At 61.9% G+C, this 17244-nt stretch carries 19 protein-coding genes; 7 read left to right on the top strand and 12 right to left on the bottom strand.

Going from position 1 to position 17244, the window contains the following annotated elements; genetic code table 11:
* Nucleotides 1-29: 29 nt before the first annotated feature.
* Complete coding sequence (gene zapE, locus PspTeo4_RS12520) at nucleotides 30-1136, top strand: cell division protein ZapE (RefSeq protein ID WP_322364075.1); 1107 nt, start codon at nucleotides 30-32, stop codon at nucleotides 1134-1136.
* 14 nt (nucleotides 1137-1150) lie between these two features.
* Complete coding sequence (locus PspTeo4_RS12515) at nucleotides 1151-1732, top strand: DinB family protein (RefSeq protein ID WP_322364074.1); 582 nt, start codon at nucleotides 1151-1153, stop codon at nucleotides 1730-1732.
* Nucleotides 1733-1790: 58 nt separating this feature from the next.
* Here the strand turns inward: PspTeo4_RS12515 and PspTeo4_RS12510 are convergent, their stop codons facing one another.
* The 5 genes from PspTeo4_RS12510 to yegQ form a co-directional block, all read right to left on the bottom strand.
* Complete coding sequence (locus PspTeo4_RS12510) at nucleotides 1791-2744, bottom strand: IS110 family transposase (protein ID WP_322364073.1); 954 nt, start codon at nucleotides 2742-2744, stop codon at nucleotides 1791-1793.
* A 319-nt stretch (nucleotides 2745-3063) separates the two neighbouring features.
* Nucleotides 3064-4062 (bottom strand): alpha/beta hydrolase, encoded by a 999-nt coding sequence (locus tag PspTeo4_RS12505; protein WP_322364072.1) that lies wholly within the window; start codon nucleotides 4060-4062, stop codon nucleotides 3064-3066.
* Nucleotides 4063-4136: 74 nt separating this feature from the next.
* Entirely contained in the window at nucleotides 4137-4574 is a 438-nt protein-coding gene (locus tag PspTeo4_RS12500; RefSeq protein WP_322364071.1) for a YqaA family protein, read from the bottom strand.
* On the bottom strand, nucleotides 4574-5002 hold the full coding sequence (locus PspTeo4_RS12495) for a DUF411 domain-containing protein (RefSeq protein WP_322364070.1): 429 nt from the start codon (nucleotides 5000-5002) through the stop codon (nucleotides 4574-4576). Before PspTeo4_RS12495 ends, PspTeo4_RS12500 begins: the two co-directional genes overlap by 1 nt.
* 167 nt (nucleotides 5003-5169) lie before the next feature.
* Complete coding sequence (gene yegQ, locus PspTeo4_RS12490) at nucleotides 5170-6504, bottom strand: tRNA 5-hydroxyuridine modification protein YegQ (protein WP_322364069.1); 1335 nt, start codon at nucleotides 6502-6504, stop codon at nucleotides 5170-5172.
* A 130-nt stretch (nucleotides 6505-6634) separates the two neighbouring features.
* On the opposite strand from yegQ, the gene PspTeo4_RS12485 reads away from it, so the two are divergent.
* Nucleotides 6635-7699 (top strand): AI-2E family transporter, encoded by a 1065-nt coding sequence (locus tag PspTeo4_RS12485; protein WP_322364068.1) that lies wholly within the window; start codon nucleotides 6635-6637, stop codon nucleotides 7697-7699.
* Between the two features lie 111 nt (nucleotides 7700-7810).
* Here PspTeo4_RS12485 and PspTeo4_RS12480 read toward each other — a convergent pair whose 3' ends face one another.
* The gene (locus tag PspTeo4_RS12480) at nucleotides 7811-9871 is read right to left on the bottom strand and encodes a TonB-dependent receptor family protein (protein ID WP_322364067.1); all 2061 of its coding nucleotides are present in this window, start codon (nucleotides 9869-9871) and stop codon (nucleotides 7811-7813) included.
* 230 nt (nucleotides 9872-10101) lie between these two features.
* Here PspTeo4_RS12480 and PspTeo4_RS12475 point away from each other — a divergent pair, with 230 nt between their 5' ends.
* Genes PspTeo4_RS12475 through PspTeo4_RS12465 form a run of 3 tightly spaced genes read left to right on the top strand, consistent with a single transcriptional unit; the run spans nucleotide 10102 to nucleotide 11096 of the window.
* A complete protein-coding gene (locus tag PspTeo4_RS12475) occupies nucleotides 10102-10350 on the top strand; it encodes a helix-turn-helix transcriptional regulator (protein WP_322364066.1) in 249 nt (82 codons plus the stop codon).
* 9 nt (nucleotides 10351-10359) lie between these two features.
* On the top strand, nucleotides 10360-10737 hold the full coding sequence (locus PspTeo4_RS12470) for a head completion/stabilization protein (RefSeq protein ID WP_322364065.1): 378 nt from the start codon (nucleotides 10360-10362) through the stop codon (nucleotides 10735-10737).
* Entirely contained in the window at nucleotides 10734-11096 is a 363-nt protein-coding gene (locus tag PspTeo4_RS12465) for a hypothetical protein (RefSeq protein WP_322364064.1), read from the top strand. Before PspTeo4_RS12470 ends, PspTeo4_RS12465 begins: the two co-directional genes overlap by 4 nt.
* Here the strand turns inward: PspTeo4_RS12465 and PspTeo4_RS12460 are convergent.
* Complete coding sequence (locus tag PspTeo4_RS12460; RefSeq protein ID WP_322364062.1) at nucleotides 11093-11485, bottom strand: helix-turn-helix domain-containing protein; 393 nt, start codon at nucleotides 11483-11485, stop codon at nucleotides 11093-11095. The genes PspTeo4_RS12465 and PspTeo4_RS12460 overlap by 4 nt on opposite strands.
* Nucleotides 11486-11533: 48 nt before the next feature.
* Complete coding sequence (locus PspTeo4_RS12455) at nucleotides 11534-11839, bottom strand: hypothetical protein (RefSeq protein WP_322364887.1); 306 nt, start codon at nucleotides 11837-11839, stop codon at nucleotides 11534-11536.
* Between PspTeo4_RS12455 and PspTeo4_RS12450 the strand changes: the two genes are divergently transcribed.
* Nucleotides 11729-11992 (top strand): ogr/Delta-like zinc finger family protein, encoded by a 264-nt coding sequence (locus PspTeo4_RS12450; protein ID WP_322364855.1) that lies wholly within the window; start codon nucleotides 11729-11731, stop codon nucleotides 11990-11992. The two genes, PspTeo4_RS12455 and PspTeo4_RS12450, sit on opposite strands and share 111 nt — an antisense overlap.
* 43 nt (nucleotides 11993-12035) lie before the next feature.
* Here PspTeo4_RS12450 and nuoN read toward each other — a convergent pair whose 3' ends face one another.
* The 4 genes from nuoN to nuoK are packed head-to-tail and all read right to left on the bottom strand — an operon-like array spanning nucleotide 12036 to nucleotide 17244.
* Nucleotides 12036-13505: an NADH-quinone oxidoreductase subunit NuoN gene (nuoN, locus tag PspTeo4_RS12445; RefSeq protein WP_322364061.1), complete on the bottom strand. Its 1470-nt coding sequence runs from the start codon at nucleotides 13503-13505 to the stop codon at nucleotides 12036-12038.
* 7 nt (nucleotides 13506-13512) lie between these two features.
* Nucleotides 13513-15045, bottom strand: a complete 1533-nt coding sequence (gene nuoM / locus PspTeo4_RS12440) for an NADH-quinone oxidoreductase subunit M (protein WP_322364060.1) — start codon at nucleotides 15043-15045, stop codon at nucleotides 13513-13515.
* A gap of 40 nt (nucleotides 15046-15085) precedes the next feature.
* Nucleotides 15086-16939 (bottom strand): NADH-quinone oxidoreductase subunit L, encoded by a 1854-nt coding sequence (gene nuoL, locus PspTeo4_RS12435; protein ID WP_322364059.1) that lies wholly within the window; start codon nucleotides 16937-16939, stop codon nucleotides 15086-15088.
* Nucleotides 16936-17244, bottom strand: a complete 309-nt coding sequence (gene nuoK, locus PspTeo4_RS12430; protein ID WP_008096201.1) for an NADH-quinone oxidoreductase subunit NuoK — start codon at nucleotides 17242-17244, stop codon at nucleotides 16936-16938. The genes nuoL and nuoK overlap by 4 nt, the downstream gene beginning before the upstream one ends.

The raw sequence follows: 17244 nt of genomic DNA, 5'->3' as shown, positions 1-17244 counted from the left end.
TGCAGCCTGACCGTCCGGCGCGATGAACCATGCACCCAGATCCGCAAACCCTCTACCAGCAGGCCCTCAACGACCACGGCTATGTTCCGGACCCTGCCCAGGCCCAGGCTGCCGTCGCCCTGCAGGCGTGTTTCGAAAGCCTGCGGCAAGGCCAGCGCGCCCAGGGCATCTACCTCTGGGGCCCGGTCGGGCGCGGCAAGACCTGGCTGATGGACCTGTTCCACCGCTGCCTGCAGGTACCCGCCCGGCGGCAGCACTTTCACCATTTCATGGCCTGGGTGCACCAGCGCCTGTTCCAGCTCAATGGCACCGCCGACCCGCTGCACGCCCTGGCCCGTGAACTGGCCACGCAGATCCGCGTGCTGTGCTTTGACGAACTGTTCGTCAGCGACATAGGCGATGCGATCATCCTGGGTCGTCTGTTCCAGGTGTTGTTCGATCAGGGCGTGGTCATCGTCGCCACCTCCAACCAGCCACCGGATCAGCTCTACCGCGATGGCTTCAACCGCGAGCGCTTCCTGCCGGCGATTGCCGCCATCCAGCGGCACATGCAGGTGCTGTCGGTGGCCGGCGAGCAGGACCACCGTTTGCATCCCGGGGCTGCGCGGCAACGTTATTGGGTCGCCGAGGCAGGCGGCAGCAGTGCCCTTGTGCAGGTTTTTGATCAGCTCAGCCCGGACGACCCGGGCACGGACCAACCTCTGACCCTGGGCAGCCGCCAAATTGCTGTGGTACGGCGCAGCGACCGGGCGATCTGGTGCCGCTTTGCCGACCTTTGCGAGCAACCCTTGGCCGCCATGGACTTCATGGCCTTGTGTGACCGCTTTTCAGCCATTCTTGTGGAGGGCATTCCGGCTCTGGGTGGCGAGCAGCGGGCGGGGCGTATTGCCCGAGGTACCGAGGATGGCGCGGCACGGGTCGAGGCCGGTGATCGCGAGCTGCCGATGTTGTCGCCCAAGGACGACGCGGTGCGCCGCTTCATCGCGTTGGTCGATGAGTGCTATGACCGCAGGGTGGCCTTGTACCTGGAAGCGCAGGTTCCGCTCGAAGCGCTCTACACTCAAGGGTATCTGGCGTTCCCGTACCAACGGACCCTTAGCCGGCTACGGGAGATGCAACTGCAACGCTTCGCCTGAAAAGGAGCCGAATCATGGAGCCGTTGTCGCATCATCTGCTGACCCAGGCCTACAACAATGGTTGGGCCAACCACCGCCTGTACAAGGCTTGCCTGCAACTGACCCAGGACGAATTCGTCGCCCCCCGTTGCAGCTTCTTCCCGTCGATCAAGGCCACCCTCAACCACCTGTTGACGGTGGACTGGTTCTATTTGCACATGCTCGAATGCGAGCAGCGCGGTGAAACACCGGTCCTGGATGCAGAGCGCTTTTTCGAGCCGGAACAACCCTTCGCCACCTGCGCCGACCTGCACGCCGAACAGGCCCAGGCCGACCATCGACTGATCAGCTACTGCCAAGGGTTGCGCGATGATCAGCTGGGCCGTTACGTGAATATTGCCCGCCCCGAGCGAATGCAGCGCGAACCGCGGTTACGCCTGTTGTCACACCTGTTCGAACATCAGATTCATCATCGTGGTCAGGTGCACGCGATGCTTAGCGATACGGCGGTGCGGCCACCGCAGCTGGATGAGTTCTTCCTGGAGGAAGAAGCTGGGTTGCGGGCGGTGGATTTTGCCGAGCTTGGCTGGACTGAAGCGCAAGTCTGGTCGCGTTAGGAGCAACTGTCTCGCCCCAGGTCTGAAAGCTTGCACCCTGTGGGAGATTCTATGGTTCTCAGCAAGCCAGTTTCCCGCCTTTAGTGACGTATTCGTCCTGATTTTTCATCAGGGCGAATGCTACACGAGCGAGTTTACGGGCCAGGATGACCAGGGCTTGAGTGGTTGCTTTGCCGCTGTTTCGATGATGCTCGTAAACATCTTTCCAAGCCGATGACCTGCTCGCAGCCATTGCCGCGTTGTGCAGCAAGCGACGGATCTCAGAGCATCCCCGCTTGGTCAGGCGACGACGTCCGTTCGTCTGTCCCGAGTCGTTCACTCGCAAGTCCATTCCCAGAAATGCGATGTAAGCGTCGCTGCTTCTGAACTCGCCTCGAACAAAGGCCATGACCAATGCCGTGGCGGTAAGAAAGCCAATACCTTCCACTGCTTGGCAACGGGCAACTTGTTCTTGCAGTCCGGCTTCGCGGAGCACTTCTTTAAGTTTTTTTTGTATCAACAGATCCAAACGGTCTATCGATTTGACGAACGCCTCGAAGGCGCTTTTCAGCAGACTTTCGTTAGCCCAGCTCTGAGTCATTGCGGTCCGGGCGGCCACCAAGGCAGCCCGACGTCGAAGTAGGCTCTGAACCTTGCCGTAGACAGCGGGTGGCGGACTCCACGGACGAAGATCCTCGCCTTCATTTCTTAGAAAACGAGACAACAGCCTGGCATCGGAAGGGTCGGTTTTGACTCGCCCCCCAACACTTTTCCGGTAATTACTCAGTTGAAAACCATCAATTACGTAGACTTCAAGACCCGCACCATGGGCTAGCTCGACCAAGTCCAAGTGGTAGACATTTGTCGCCTCAACGGCGATGGCAGTATTGCGGGGCTGTTGCTTGAGCCACCGCTTGATCTCGGGTTTTGCGTTTTTCAGTTTGCTCAGTTCATCACTACCGTCGTGATGAATAACCAGTTCCGCTTTCGCAACATCCACACCCACGATCAACTTGCTTACCTGCATTGCCATGGGCGGTTCTCCACGTTATGGTTTTTCGGCTTGAAGGGGTTTCACCAAGAGGCGCTGGCTTGCTTCTATCGTCGCTTGCAAACGATGCATTCTTTATCGGCGCTTTGGTGGAAGGGGTGGGGCGATGTCTCCCACGGTCTGTACTGCTGTCACAGTCAGAAGCCGGCATGTCGTCCCACCACCCCTTCAAGTCCTACCATACAAGCTGGCTTGCCAGCGATTACCGGCGCAGCCGGTGCCATGCACCGAGTCGCCCTCATCGCCGGCAAGCCGGCTCCCACAGGTATTGCGCCGCCTTGAGATCGCTGGAGCTTCCGGATCAACGCCCCAGCCAGCCGATCAGCGCCTTGTGAAACTGCTCTGGCTCCTCGATCTGCGGCGCATGCCCAAGCCCGGCGAACGTCACCAGTTCACCCTGCGGGATCATCTTGGCCACCTGCGGCCCCAGCACCTTGTAGTGGCCCAGTTTCGCTTTCACATCCGGCGGTGCGATATCGCTGCCGATGGCCGTGGTGTCCTGATCGCCGATCAGCAGCAACGTCGGCATCTTCAGGTCCTTGAACTCGTGATACACCGGCTGGGTGAAGATCATGTCGTAGATCAGCGCCGAGTTCCACGCAACCACTTCATGCCCCGGCCCTTTGTTCAGGCCCACCAGCATCTGCACCCAGCGCTCGTACTCGGGCTTCCAGCGCCCGGCGTAGTAGGTCTTGCGCTCGTAATTACGCACGCCTTCGGCATCGAGCTTGAGCTCACGTTGGTACCACTGGTCGACCGTCCGGTAAGGCACACCCAGGGCTTTCCAGTCCTCGAGGCCAATGGGGTTGACCATCGCCAGGCGCTCGACCTGTTGCGGATACATCAACGCATAACGGGTGGCGAGCATGCCGCCAGTGGAGTGGCCAAGGATGACGGCTTGCTTAACGCCCAGTTGATCAAGCAGAGCGTGGGTGTTGTCGGCCAATTGCTGGAAGCTGTACTGGTAGTGAGCCGGCTTGCTGGAAGTGCAGAAACCGACCTGGTCGGGGGCAATGACCCGGTAACCCGCCTGGCTCAGGGCATCGATGGTGGTTTCCCAAGTGGCGGCGCAGAAGTTCTTGCCGTGCATCAGCACCACGCTGCGGCCATTGGCTTGGCCTTTTGCGGGCACGTCCATGTAGCCCATCTGCAGGCGCTGCCCCTGGGAGTTGAAGTCGAAATGCTTGAGCGGGTAGGGGTACTGGAAGCCTTCGAGCTGTTTACCGTAGGTGGGCGTTTCGGCAGCGAGGGCCGGGCCGGTCATCAGGCAGGCCAGGGCCAGGGCGGTTGCGCGCAGCATGGGGCACTCCGTGTAGGGCCATGTAGGAATTGGCGACTGTAACAGCCGATTGCGCTGATTAAACGTTAAAGGTGTTACCAGGCATGAAACCAGCCCAGGGTGAACATGGTTAACACGGCATAGCGCCCGGCCTTGGCCAGGGTCACCAGCAGCAGGAAGCGCCAGAACGGCTCGCGCATGATGCCGGCGATCAAGGTGAGCGGGTCGCCGATCACCGGCATCCAGCTCAGCAGCAGCGACCACTGCCCCCAGCGCTGGTAACGCGATTGGGCACGCTCCAGCTGCGCGGCGCTGAAGGGGAACCAACGCTTGTCACGCAGGTGCTCGATGGCCCGGCCCAGCAACCAGTTGACCACCGAGCCCAGCACGTTGCCGAGGGTCGCCACCAGCAGCAGGGTCGCCCAGGTTTCGGGCTGGCGCAGCAGCAACCCAACGAGCACGGCCTCCGACTGCAGAGGCAGCAGGGTCGCGGCGCCAAAGGCGCTGAGAAACAGCGCCCAGAGGCTGAGCATCAGTAGTTGGCGACCACGGTGTCCTTGCCATCCTGGGTAACCCCGATGACCTGGTAGGGGTCTTTGTGATCACCCATTTCCATGCCCGGCGAGCCCATGGGCATGCCGGGTACTGCCAGGCCCTTGAGGTCGCTGCGCTTGGCCAGCAGGCGCACCTGCTCGGCTGGCACATGGCCTTCGACGAACTTGCCGTTGATCACCCCGGTGTGGCACGAGGCCAGGCGTGGTGCGACGCCCAGACGCTGTTTGACCTCGCTCATGTTCGGCTCGACGTGGTCATTGACGGTGAAACCGTTGTCGCGAAGGTGGCTGATCCAGGCCTTGCAGCAGCCGCAGTTGGGGTCGCGGTAGACGTCGATGGTCTCGGCGGCCTGGGCCAGGCCGGTGATGGCCAGCAGGCCGAGGGTGAGCAGATGTTTACGCAGCATGGTGTAGCAACTCCTTTGAAAACGCAGACCCCAGCGGTTGGTCGGCAGCATAGCGCAGGCCGCCTTCAGGCGCAGCCCGGCCCGTTGAATGCCTTGGCTTCTGGGGTTAAACCACGATTGTAGCCGTTGGCACCTGTCAGCCAGTTGAGGCCCACATTACAACTTTGTCAGGCAGCCGACTCGCCATGGCCAAGGTCGCGCATCAACAGGCCGTACTGCAAGGAAACCTGCTCTGGGATGGGCAGATAGACGACATGGCCATCGCCCGGTGCCACATCGATGGCCTGTTGCTGGCGGTTGTTCAGGCGATGCAGGTCGAAGTGGAAATTGCCGCGAGGAGTCATCAACTCCAGGTGATCGCCCACGGCAAAGCGGTTCTTCACCTTGACCTCGGCCAACCCATCAACCCTTGCGCCGGTCAGTTCGCCGACGAACTGCTGGCGCTCGGAGACGGAGTTACCGCGCAGGTAGTTCTGGTACTCGTCGTGCACATGGCGGCGCAGGAAGCCTTCGGTGTAGCCACGCTGCGCCAGCGATTCGAGGTTACCCATCAGGCTGCGGTCGAAGGGGCGGCCGGCCACCGCGTCGTCGATGGCCTGGCGATAGGATTGCACCGCACGGGCGCAGTAGAAGTGCGACTTGGTGCGGCCTTCGATCTTGAGTGAGTGCACGCCCATGCGGGCCAGTCGCTCGACGTGCTGGATGGCGCGCAGGTCCTTGGCGTTCATGATGTAGGTGCCGTGCTCGTCCTCGAAGGCCGGCATCGCTTCGCCTGGGCGGTTGCTCTCCTGCAGCAGGAACACCTGCTCGGTGGGGGCGCCAAGGCCCAGGGTCGGTTCGACGACGTGCACGATGTCGCCGGTGGCGTTCTCGCTGGCCGGCTGGGCGTCGTATTTCCAGCGGCAGGCATTGGTGCAGGTGCCCTGGTTGGCATCGCGCTTGTTGAGGTAGCCCGACAGCAGGCAGCGGCCGGAGTACGCCATGCACAAGGCGCCGTGGACGAACACCTCCAGTTCCATGCCCGGCACCTGCTGGCGGATTTCCTCGATTTCTTCCAGTGACAGTTCGCGGGACAGGATGACCCGGCTCAAGCCCAATTGCTGCCAGAACTGCACGCTGGCCCAGTTGACCGTGTTGGCTTGCACCGACAGGTGCACCGGCATGTGCGGGAAGTGCTGGCGCACCAGCATGATCAGGCCCGGGTCGGACATGATCAGCGCATCGGGCGCCATGTCGATCACCGGCGCCAGGTCTTTGAGGAAGGTCTTGAGCTTGGCGTTGTGCGGAGCAATGTTGACCACCACATAGAAGTGTTTTCCCAGGGCGTGCGCCTCCTGGATGCCCAGCGCCAGGTTGGCGTGGTCGAACTCGTTGTTGCGCACCCGCAGGCTGTAGCGCGGCTGGCCGGCGTAGACCGCATCGGCACCATAGGCGAAGGCGTAGCGCATGGACTTGAGGGAGCCGGCTGGGGCCAGCAATTCGGGCTTGGCGAGGGAGGTCATGGGCGCACCGGGGCAAAAGCGGCGGATGCTAAAGCGCAGGTCGCGGTCGCGTATTGATTTGAATCAACGCCTGGGTGGCACTTTTCCTGTGATGGCGTGCACTAATATCCAGGACACTCAAGGAGTCACCATGAACGAAGCCGCCCTCCAGAACCGAGCCCTGGCCGTACTCCTGACATTGGTGACGGTCGCTTTCGCGTGGATATTGCTGCCGTATTACGGCGCCATCTTCTGGGCGGTGATTCTTGGCATCCTGTTCGCGCCCTTGCAGCGTCACCTGCTGATTCGCTTTGGCCGGCGTCGTAACCTGGCCGCGGCCGCCACCTTGCTCGTGTGCCTGATGGTGGCCATCTTGCCGGTGATCATCACCAGTGCCTTGCTGGTGCAGGAAGGCGCGGCGTTGTACCAGCGCATCGAGAGCGGGCAGCTGGACATCGCCGGCTATGTCGAGCGTGGCAAGGACATGCTGCCAGCGTTCGCCCAGCACGGGCTGGACAAGATGGGCATGGGCAACTTCGATGGCCTGCGCGAGAAAATCACCAAATGGGCCACCCAGGGCAGTCAGGTGCTAGCCAGTCAGGCGTTCAACCTCGGCCAGGGCACTTTCGAGTTCCTGGTCAGCTTCGGCATCATGATGTACCTGTTGTTCTTTTTCCTGCGTGAGGGGCCTGAGGTGGCGCGTCAGGTACGGCTTGCCGTGCCGTTGCCCGAGCACCAGAAGCGCCGTCTGCAACTGAAGTTCAATCGGGTGGTGCGGGCGACGGTCAAGGGCAATGTGCTGGTGGCCATCACCCAAGGCGCGTTGGGCGGGTTCATCTTCTGGGTGCTGGATATTCCCAGTGCGCTGGTGTGGGCGGTGTTGATGGCGTTTCTGTCGTTGTTGCCAGCGGTGGGGGCGGGCATCGTCTGGGCGCCGGTGGCGGCGTATTTCCTGCTCACCGGGGCAATTCTGCAGGGCGCGATACTGACAGCGTTCGGGGTGCTGGTGATCGGCCTGGTGGACAACCTGCTGCGGCCGATCCTGGTGGGCAAGGATACGCGGATGCCCGATTACCTGATTCTGGTCTCCACCTTGGGCGGGCTGGCGGTGTTCGGGCTCAACGGGTTCGTCATCGGGCCGCTGATTGCGGCGTTGTTCGTCTCCAGTTGGGCGATTTTTGCTTCCAGCAAGCCTCGGGTGCAGTTGCCTCAGTAGGGCTGCGGTGCAGGCCAATCGCAGGCAAGCCGGCTCCCACAGGTGCAGCAGTGTCTTTGTGGGAGCCGGCTTGCCGTGGCGACGAACCGCGGCGATTGGGCGTCGACAGAACTATCGGAAGCTGTACGAAACCCCGGCATAAACCCCGAAGCTTTCCCCAGGTGTCGATCGGGCTTTGTCCAGGCCTGTATCGTCGTACCCAGGCGTCACCGTGGCCGCGTAGCGCTTGTTGGTCAGGTTGCGCAGGTCCAGCCAGGTCTGCCAGTCCTGCTTGGGCGAATCCCAACCCAGGCGTGCGCCGAGCAGGGCGTATGCATCAGCGTGGTAGCTGTTGGCGTAGTCGGTTTGCACTTTCGAGGCCATCTGCGTGTTCACACCGGCGTAGAACCCGCCCGGCCAGTCGTAACGCAGTTCAGCCTGGTAATAGTGCATGGGGATGCCAGGCAGACGGTTGTCACCGAACTGGTCGTCGTCGCGGTAGTGGAAGTCGCTGAAGGTGTAGGCCTGGCGCAGGCTCAGCTTGCCGGTGCCGGGTTGCTCCCAGAGGATGCTCTCCAGGCCGGCTTCGACACCCTGGTGAACGGTGGGGCTGGCGTTGTACTCACCTGTGATACCAGGGGCCAGTTCCACCGCCAGCAATTCGTGACGCACCTGGGCGTAGTACCAGGCCAGGTCCCAGCGACCGAGCAGCGAGTCGCCGCGAGCGCCCAGTTCGAAGGTGGTGGCTGTCTGGTTTTGCATCTCGATCGGCTGGGTCTTGGTCGGTGCGCTCCAGATCAGCGACCAAGGGTGGGGCGGCTCGACCGAGCGGCTGAGGTTGCCATAGACCTGCAAGTCCGGGCGAATGTCGTAGCGCAGGCCCACTCGCGGGGCGTAGTCCCAATCATGTTGGCTGACTTTTCCGCCTTCGGCTGGATAGGTCACATCACTCTCGCGCCGGGTGTAGATCATTGCCAAGCCGGTGGTCAGCCACAGGTCCGGGATCAACTCCAGGTCGTTGCCCACATGCAACACAGTGTCCGACCCCTGATAGCTGAAGTCGCGCGTGCGTTCACCGACCACATCGTTGACCCGCGAAAACTGCGAGGCCCCGCTGTTTGGCAAGTGCTTGGTGGTGCGCCAGCCCACGGTCGTCTTGCTCTCGTGACCGAAAAGGGTGTCTCGACGGAAGTAATTCAGCGTGCCACTGACATCGGTGTAGGCAACCTTCAGGCGCATTGTGCCTTCACGCAGGTCCATTGGGTAGTCGTGGTAGACCAGCCCTGCCTCCAGGCGCGAATCGTCATCCAGGAAAAAGGTGGTCTTGTTGCCCACCCAGGTACTTCCCGGTTGCGGGCGGCTGTCGTTGCGGGACAGGTAGCCTGGGTTGGCAGCACGCGGGTCGTGCTTGATCTGCTCCTTGGTCAAGCGGCCGGCCAGCTCGTTCTCGGTTTCCCGGTACCGCAGGTAGAAGCGCGTTTCCAGGTTCGGGTTGAAACGGTAACCGACATTGGCGGCGATGCCCTTGGCGCTTCCGCTGCTGTGCTCCTGGTAACCGTCGTATTCCGAGTCGGTCAGGGCCACGTAGTAGTCGAGGTTGCCCAGCACCTGGCCCGAGCTGATATGCCGGTGCTGGTAGCCACGGCTGCCGACCTCATAACGTACTTGCAGCGGCGCGGCATCGTAGCCGGTGTGGGTCACATAGTTGACCGCGCCGCCCAGTGCCAAGGCGCCCTGGTCAAAGCCATTGGCGCCGCGCAGCACTTCGGCACGGCTCAGCCACAGGGGCTCGAACAGTTCATAAGGCGTGCCGCCGGGGCCGGTCAACGGCAGGCCGTCGAACATCGTGTATACCCCGGAGCCATGTGCCCCGGGCGCGCGGTTGATGCCTGAACCGCGAATCGACAGCTTGATGCCGTCATTGCCCGCCGATTGGGCGAACACCCCAGGCTGATAGGCCAGTACATCCTGGTTGCTGGCAACCCGGCCTTGCCCGACACGTTGCATGTCCACCAGGTTGTTGGCCCCAGGCACTGCCTGCAGGCGTTCGCGGGCGTCGTCCAGCTCGCTTTGCTGCTCATCACTGATCAGCACCTGGCCCAGCTCCACTGCCGGTGCGGCAGTGGCTTGCTGGCCGACAGTGAAAACGGCCATCAGGCCAAGGCAAGACGAAAGGGGCAAAACGGGGCGCATCCTACAACTCCAGGCGAAAGGCAAACAGGCAACCGCGTTGTGACGAGCGAAATGCTCTCCAGAGCACGGGGAATAACAGTTAATTGCATAGCGCCACTGGGAAACGGTTGTGTAGGGCGCTTTTTTACAAATTCCATGAGTGGAGCCTGTAGGACGGCCTTCGTAAGGTGGTCCGCATGGCGGCAGCACAACCGGCTGTCGCAACTGGCGATTACTTGTGGAGTTCGATGATGAATACCAACGTACGACAGATACCGGACAAACCCGCGGACACCCCGATCCGCCTGACGCCCCGCGAGCATCAGGTGTTGCTGTGGTGTGCCTATGGCAAGAGTTCGTGGGAAATCGGGCGGATTCTGCAGTGCAAGGAGTCGACGGTGAATTTTCATGTGTCCAACATCCTGCGCAAGTTCGATGTACCCACACGCGTAGCGGCTGTGATCAAGGCCATACGCTACGGAATCTTGTCTGAGCAGTGAGGGCAGAGCATGTCACCAGAATGTATGGAGCCTTTACAGCCGCCAGCTGAGTTGACTGTCTACGGCGCACGCTTTCCCGATGGTCATGATCCTTTTTGGCCGCGCATCGAACTGAGCGTGTTGCGTGAACGCCTGCGGCTTGGCGATCAGGTCAGTGATGTACGCCTGGCTCTCGCTGCTCGCTGCGCCGCGGTCACGGCAGCGAGTGAATTCGCGCGCTGGCGCGCAGTGTTGCGAGGGCGCGGTTACAAGCGCCTGGAGGACGTGGCAGGGCATCACCATGGAAGGGCGTTGTCGGTCTGCTATCGGCGTTTCGTCGAGGCCGCCGTGATGCGCACCTTGTATACCGATTCATGCGGGCAGGTCGTGCGGAGGACACTGTCATGAGTGAACAATATTTGCTGGAAGCCGCCAGCTCCGCTTTTCGCGAACTGCTCAATACCGAGGGCAGGGCGATATTCGGGGCGTTGCTGGGAGCTTTGCTGGTGAGTGCCGCGCGCGACCGCTTGATCATCGTCTCACGCAAGCGCCTTTCGCGACGCAAACAGCTGATGCTGGTGTTCCTGACGTTAGGTGTGGGCTACCTGTTCGAGCCACTGTTGCATTCAATGGCACCGATGTTGTCCCGCGGCATGGCGGCCTTCGTGGCAGCGGTAGTGGTGATTCCAATCAGTCTCAAGGTCATGGTCTGGCTGGACTCGGTGGACTTGCGCGAGCTCCTTCAGCGTTGGCGTCGCCGGGGCTAGCCCTCTAATGGCGTGGTCGTGCGGATGGCCAGTTCGCGCACCTGGCGCTCCAGTTGATGGATGCGTTGCTTGTCCTCGATCTGCAACTGGACGGCCTGGCGATCAGCCTGTGAAAGCGTGCGCAGGCGCTCGAGCATGTCGCTTTCCCAGCCGTCGCTTGCCCAGGTCGGCTGGCCACTGTCGTGCTCACCGAGCAGTAGCCAATCCAACGAGCAGCCGCGCTGCCGTGCAATGTCTATGCATAATGCGTATGGAATGCTGTCGCGCACCTTCCAGCTGCTCAAGGTCTGTGGGCTGACCGCTAGGGCTCTGGCCAGCTGTACATCTGTCTCTGAGCCAGTAATCAGCTTGAGACGTGCCAGCACTGATGCAAACAAGGGGCTACTCATAACAAATATCCATGACTGGTTTAACGACATTCCTTGGGCTTAAACTACTTATAACGAATAGTAGCCCTGCATTTTGATGAGATATCCTGACATGAGGAGCAGCATGATGAAAAACCCTTCCTTAATAGCAGTCAATACTGATGCAGCTGGGGAAGCATTCTTACAGCATATATGTGTATTCGGCACATGCAGGTATTTGCCGTGAGTACTTATAAGCTGGTCTGTCCTCACTGCAACAGTCGAATGCGCATCCGTACCAGCGAAGGGCGTCACATTTTTTTGCGTATTGCGTATCTGCAGTGCACCACCGAGGCGTGTGGCTGGTCGGTGAGGGCCGAGTTCGAAATGACCCATGAACTGTCACCCAGTGGAATGCCCAACCCTGAGGTTCACCTGCCATCGGCGAGCAGTGAATTGCGCAGGTCGGCGCTCAAGGATGGCAATCCAGCTTCACCCGATAACCTTCAGCCGGCCAGGCGTGTCCAGGTAGCTACAAAGCGCAGATAAAAAAACACCCCGCATGAGCGGGGTGTTTGTTTTACCGGTTTGGTCAGCCGATCAGTTGCAGGCCGGCCTGCTGGACCATTTCCAGCAGTGGCTGCGGGTACACGCCAAGCACGAAGGCAAGGATAGCGATGGCCAGCAACATGACGCCGCCGGTACGTTGCTCCCACTTCAGCGGGGCGTCGTGGCGACGCAGGTTCGGTTCGACCAGGTACAGGGTGACCATCACGCGCAGGTAGTAGTACACGCCGATGGCGCTGCCCAGGACCAGGGCACCGACCAGCCACCACAGCTGCGACTCGACGCCGGTGGCAATGATGTAGAACTTGCCGATGAAGCCGGCGGTCAGCGGAATACCCGCCAGCGACAGCATCATCACGGTCAGTACTGCGGTCAGGTACGGACGGCGCCAGAACAGGCCGCGGTACTCGTACAGGGCGTCGGCGTCACGGCCGCCGTAAGGCGAGGACATCAGGGTGATGACCCCGAAAGCGCCCAGGCTGGTGATGACGTAGGTGACCAGGTAAACGCCCATGGCTTCCAGGGCCAGGCCCTTGCTGGCGACCAGGGCGATCACCAGGTAACCGAAGTGGGCGATGGACGAGTAACCCAGCAGACGCTTGAGGTTGCTCTGGGTCAGCGCCAGCAGGTTACCGATCAGGATCGATGCCACAGCGATTACGGCCAGTACGGTGCTCAGCACGCCGCTGCTGGCAGCAGGGGAGAGCATGAACAGGCGCACGACCACGGCAAATACTGCGACCTTGCTGGCGGTGGCCAGGAAGGCTGCGACCGGTGCCGGGGCGCCTTCGTACACGTCCGGGGTCCACAGGTGGAATGGAACCAGCGACAGCTTGAAGGCCAGGCCGACCAGCATCATGCCCAGGCCCAGCTGGGCCAGCAGGCTTGGCTTGCCGGTAGCGGCCAGGGCCTTGCCGATCAGGTCGAAGGTCAGGCTGCCAGCATCGGCGTACAGCAGGGCCATACCGAACAGCAGGAAGGCCGAGCCTGCGGCCGACAGCACCATGTACTTGATGCCGGCTTCCAGCGAACGCTTGTTGAAGAAGGCATACGCCACCAGGCCGTAGACCGGTACCGACAGCAGCTCCAGGCCGATGAACAGGCCAGCCAGGTGGTTGGCACTGACCAGCACCAGGCCACCGAGGGCCGACATCAGCAGCAGCAGGTACAGTTCTTCACGGTTGCCCGGGAAGCCCTTGGAGCCTTCGCCCAGGTAGGCGTGGGCGAGGGTGACGCAAGCCAGCGTCGCCACCAGGATGATCGCCATGTACAGGCAGGCGAACTTGTCGATGGTCACCAACGAGGTGACCGCCAGCGGCGCGACCTTCAGCGCCGGCAGGATCGACAGCAGGGCCAGGTTCAGGCCCACGGTGGACAGCAGGAAGGTCTGCGAGTGGTTGCGCTTCCAGGCGATCGCCAGCATCACCACCACCGTGGTGATGGTGGTGATCAGCATCGGCGCCAATGCGATGAAGTGTTGAGTGGTGAATTCCATAGCGCTCTTACCGGGCCGAAGCGAGTTGAGTGAAAGCGGAACCGAGCCACTGCTGCACACCGCTCATGGTGGCGGCAGAGGTGTCGAGGAACGGCTGTGGATACACGCCCAGCAGGATCAGCAATACCGCCAGACCCAGGACCATGATCAGTTCGCGACCGTCCATGCCGGCCAGCACGGTGTCGGTCTTGGCCGGGCCGAAGTAGGCGCGGTGGATCATGATCAGCGAGTAGACCGAACCGAACACCAGACCGGTGGTGGCGATCACGGTGATCCACGGCACGCTGGCGAAGCTGCCGATCAGAATCAGGAATTCGCCGACGAAGTTACCGGTACCTGGCAGGCCCAGGGAGGCGGCGGCGAAGAACAGGCTGATGGCTGGCAGGTAGGCGATGCGGTGCCACAGGCCACCCATTTCACGCATGTCACGGGTGTGCAGGCGCTCGTACAGCTGGCCGGCCAGGATAAAGAGCGCGGCAGCCGACAGGCCGTGGGCCAGCATCTGGATCACCGCGCCTTGCAGGGCCTGCTGGCTGCCGGAGTAGATACCGATCAGCACGAAGCCCATGTGCGAGACGCTGGAGAAGGCGACCAGGCGCTTGATGTCGGTTTGCGCGAAGGCCAGGAAGGCACCGTAGAAGATACCGATCAGGCCCAGGGTCATGGCGATTGGCGCGAACTCGGCCGACGCGTTCGGGAACAGTGGCAGGGCGAAGCGCAGCAGGCCGTAGGCCGCGGTCTTCAGCAAGATACCGGCCAGGTCAACGGAACCTGCGGTCGGTGCCTGGGCGTGGGCGTCAGGCAGCCAGGAGTGGAACGGCACCACCGGCAGCTTCACCGCGAAGGCGATGAAGAAGCCCAGCATCAGCACATATTCGACGCCAGCTGGCAGCTCGGCCTTGAGCAGGTCGCTGTAGTTGAAGGTGAGAACGCCTGTGGTGTTGTAGTTGACCAGCACCAGACCCAGGATCGCCACCAGCATGATCAGGCCGCTGGCCTGAGTGAAGATGAAGAACTTGGTCGCCGCGTAGATCCGGGTCTTCTTGCCGTCTGACGAGCTGTGACCCCAGAGCGCGATGAGGAAGTACATCGGCACCAGCATCATTTCCCAGAAGAAGAAGAACAGGAACAGGTCCAGGGCCAGGAACACACCGACCACGCCGCCCAGGATCCACATCAGGTTGAGGTGGAAGAAGCCGACGTGGCGCTGGATCTCTTTCCAGGAGCACAGTACCGACAGCACACCGAGCAGGCCGGTGAGCAGGATCATCAGCAGCGACAGGCCGTCCAGGGCCAGGTGGATGCTGATGCCGAAGCGCTTGATCCACTCGACTTTGTATTCGAGTGCCCAAGCAGGTTCGGCGCCCGGAGCGGGGGCCAGGGTGTAGTCGCCGGTGCCCCACAGCCACAGGCCGATGCCGAGCAGCAGGGACATGGTCAGCAGCGCGATCCAGCGCGGCAGGGTGGCGCCGAAGCGTTCACCCAGCCAGCACAGGAAGCCGCCGATGAAGGGGATCAGGATCAGCCAAGGCAAAATCATGACGGGTTGGTTTCCTTTGGCAAAGTCGCAAGATTCATAGTCATACCGCGGCCACTACCACGGCGCCGATGACCAGTACGGCACCGACGGCGATCGAGGCGGTGTACCAGCGCAGCTGGCCGGTCTCGGTCTTGCTCATGGCGACGTTGCCGCCACGGGCCATCCGAGGAATCAGGCCGATGCTGCGGTCAACCGGGTCCTTGCGCAGGATGTGGCTGATCAGCAGGTAAGGTTTGACGAAGAGCTTGTCGTAGATCCAGTCGAAGCCCCAGGCGGCGAACCACCAGGCCGACAGGACGCGGCCGATGCCGCTGTTGGCGATGGCCGAGACCAGGCGACGCTTGCCCAGGAACAGCACCGCAGCCAGCAGGATACCGGCAATGGCGATGGCGCCCGAGGTGATTTCCAGTGCGTGCTTGGCTTCGCCACCGGCGTGGCCGGCGCTTTCAGGCAGCACGCCTGCCAGCGGCGGGTGGATCCAGGCGCCGATGAAGGTCGACAGCACGATCAGCACGCCCAGTGGCAGCCAGTGGCTGATGCCGTGGCCGGCGTGGGCTTCGGTCTTGGCTTCGCCGTGGAAGGCGATGAAGATCAGGCGGAAGGTGTACAGCGAGGTCATGAAGGCACCGACCAGGCCGGCGTACAGCAGGCCGGTGTTGCCGCTGGCGAAGGCTTCCCAGAGGATCTCGTCCTTGGAGTAGAAGCCCACGGTCAGGATCGGCAGGGCTGCCAGGGCAGCGCCACCCACCACGAAGCTGGCGTAGGCCAACGGCAGTTTCTTCCACAGGCCGCCCATCTTGAAGATGTTCTGCTCGTGGTGGCAGGCAACGATCACCGCACCGGAAGCAAGGAACAGCAGGGCCTTGAAGAAGGCGTGGGTCATCAGGTGGAAGATCGCCGCGTCCCAGGCGCCAACGCCCAGGGCCAGGAACATGTAGCCGATCTGGCTCATGGTCGAGTAGGCGAGGATACGCTTGATGTCGGTTTGAACCAGGGCGGCGAAGCCAGCCAGGACCAGCGTTACGCCACCGACCACACCGACCAGGTGCAGGATGTCCGGCGCCAGCAGGAACAGGCCGTTGGTACGGGCGATCAGGTACACGCCCGCGGTCACCATGGTTGCCGCGTGGATCAGTGCCGAGACCGGGGTAGGGCCGGCCATCGCGTCCGCCAGCCAGGTCTGCAGTGGCAGCTGGGCCGATTTACCGACCGCACCGCCCAGCAGCATCAGGGTGGCCAGGACCATCCAGGTGTCGCCCGCCTGGAACTTCTGCGGTGCCAGCACCAGCAGTTCCTGCACGTTCAGGGTACCCAGCTGGGCGAACAGGATGAACAGGCCGATGGCCATGAACACGTCGCCGATACGGGTGACGATGAAGGCCTTCAGTGCCGCGTTACCGTTGTTGCGGTTGCTGTAGTAGAAACCGATCAACAGGTACGAGCACAGGCCCACGCCTTCCCAGCCGAAGTAGATGAACAGCAGGTTGTCGCCCAGCACCAGGAACAGCATGCTGGCGATGAACAGGTTGGTGTACGAGAAGAAGCGCGAGTAACCGGCTTCACCACGCATGTACCACGAGGCGAACAGGTGGATCAGGAAGCCGACACCGGTGACCACGCCCAGCATGGTGACCGACAGGCCGTCCACGTACAGGGTGAAGTTCGGCGCGAAGCCGTCCACCGACATCCACTGCCACAGCAGCTGGCTGTACGCGCCGCCCTCAGGCGGGGCAACGTTGAACTGCCAGATCACGTAGGCGGCCACGGCGGCCGAGAGGCCCACCGAACCGACGCCGATCAGCGCGGACAGGTTCTCCGAGAACCGTCCACGGGAGAACGACAGCAGCAGGAAGCCGATCAGGGGGAATACGAACGTCAGGAAGATAAGGTTCATCCGCGCATCTCACTGGCAGCATCGATGTCGAGAGTGTGGAAGCGGCGATACAGCTGCAGCAGGATGGCCAGGCCAATGCTGGCCTCGGCGGCTGCCAGGCTGATCACCAGAATAAACATCACCTGGCCGTCGGGTTGGACCCAACGGGCACCGGCGACGATGAACGCCAGGGCAGAGGCGTTCATCATGACTTCCAGGCTCATGAGCACGAAGAGGATGTTGCGGCGGACCATCAGGCCAACCAGACCTAAGCAGAACAGGATCCCGGCGACCGCCAGGCCATGTTCGAGAGGGATAGCACCCAT

Origin of the sequence: Pseudomonas sp. Teo4 (genome assembly GCF_034387475.1) — a bacterium.
Classification (GTDB): Bacteria; Pseudomonadota; Gammaproteobacteria; order Pseudomonadales; family Pseudomonadaceae; genus Aquipseudomonas.
This window is presented reverse-complemented; position numbering and strand designations above follow the sequence as displayed.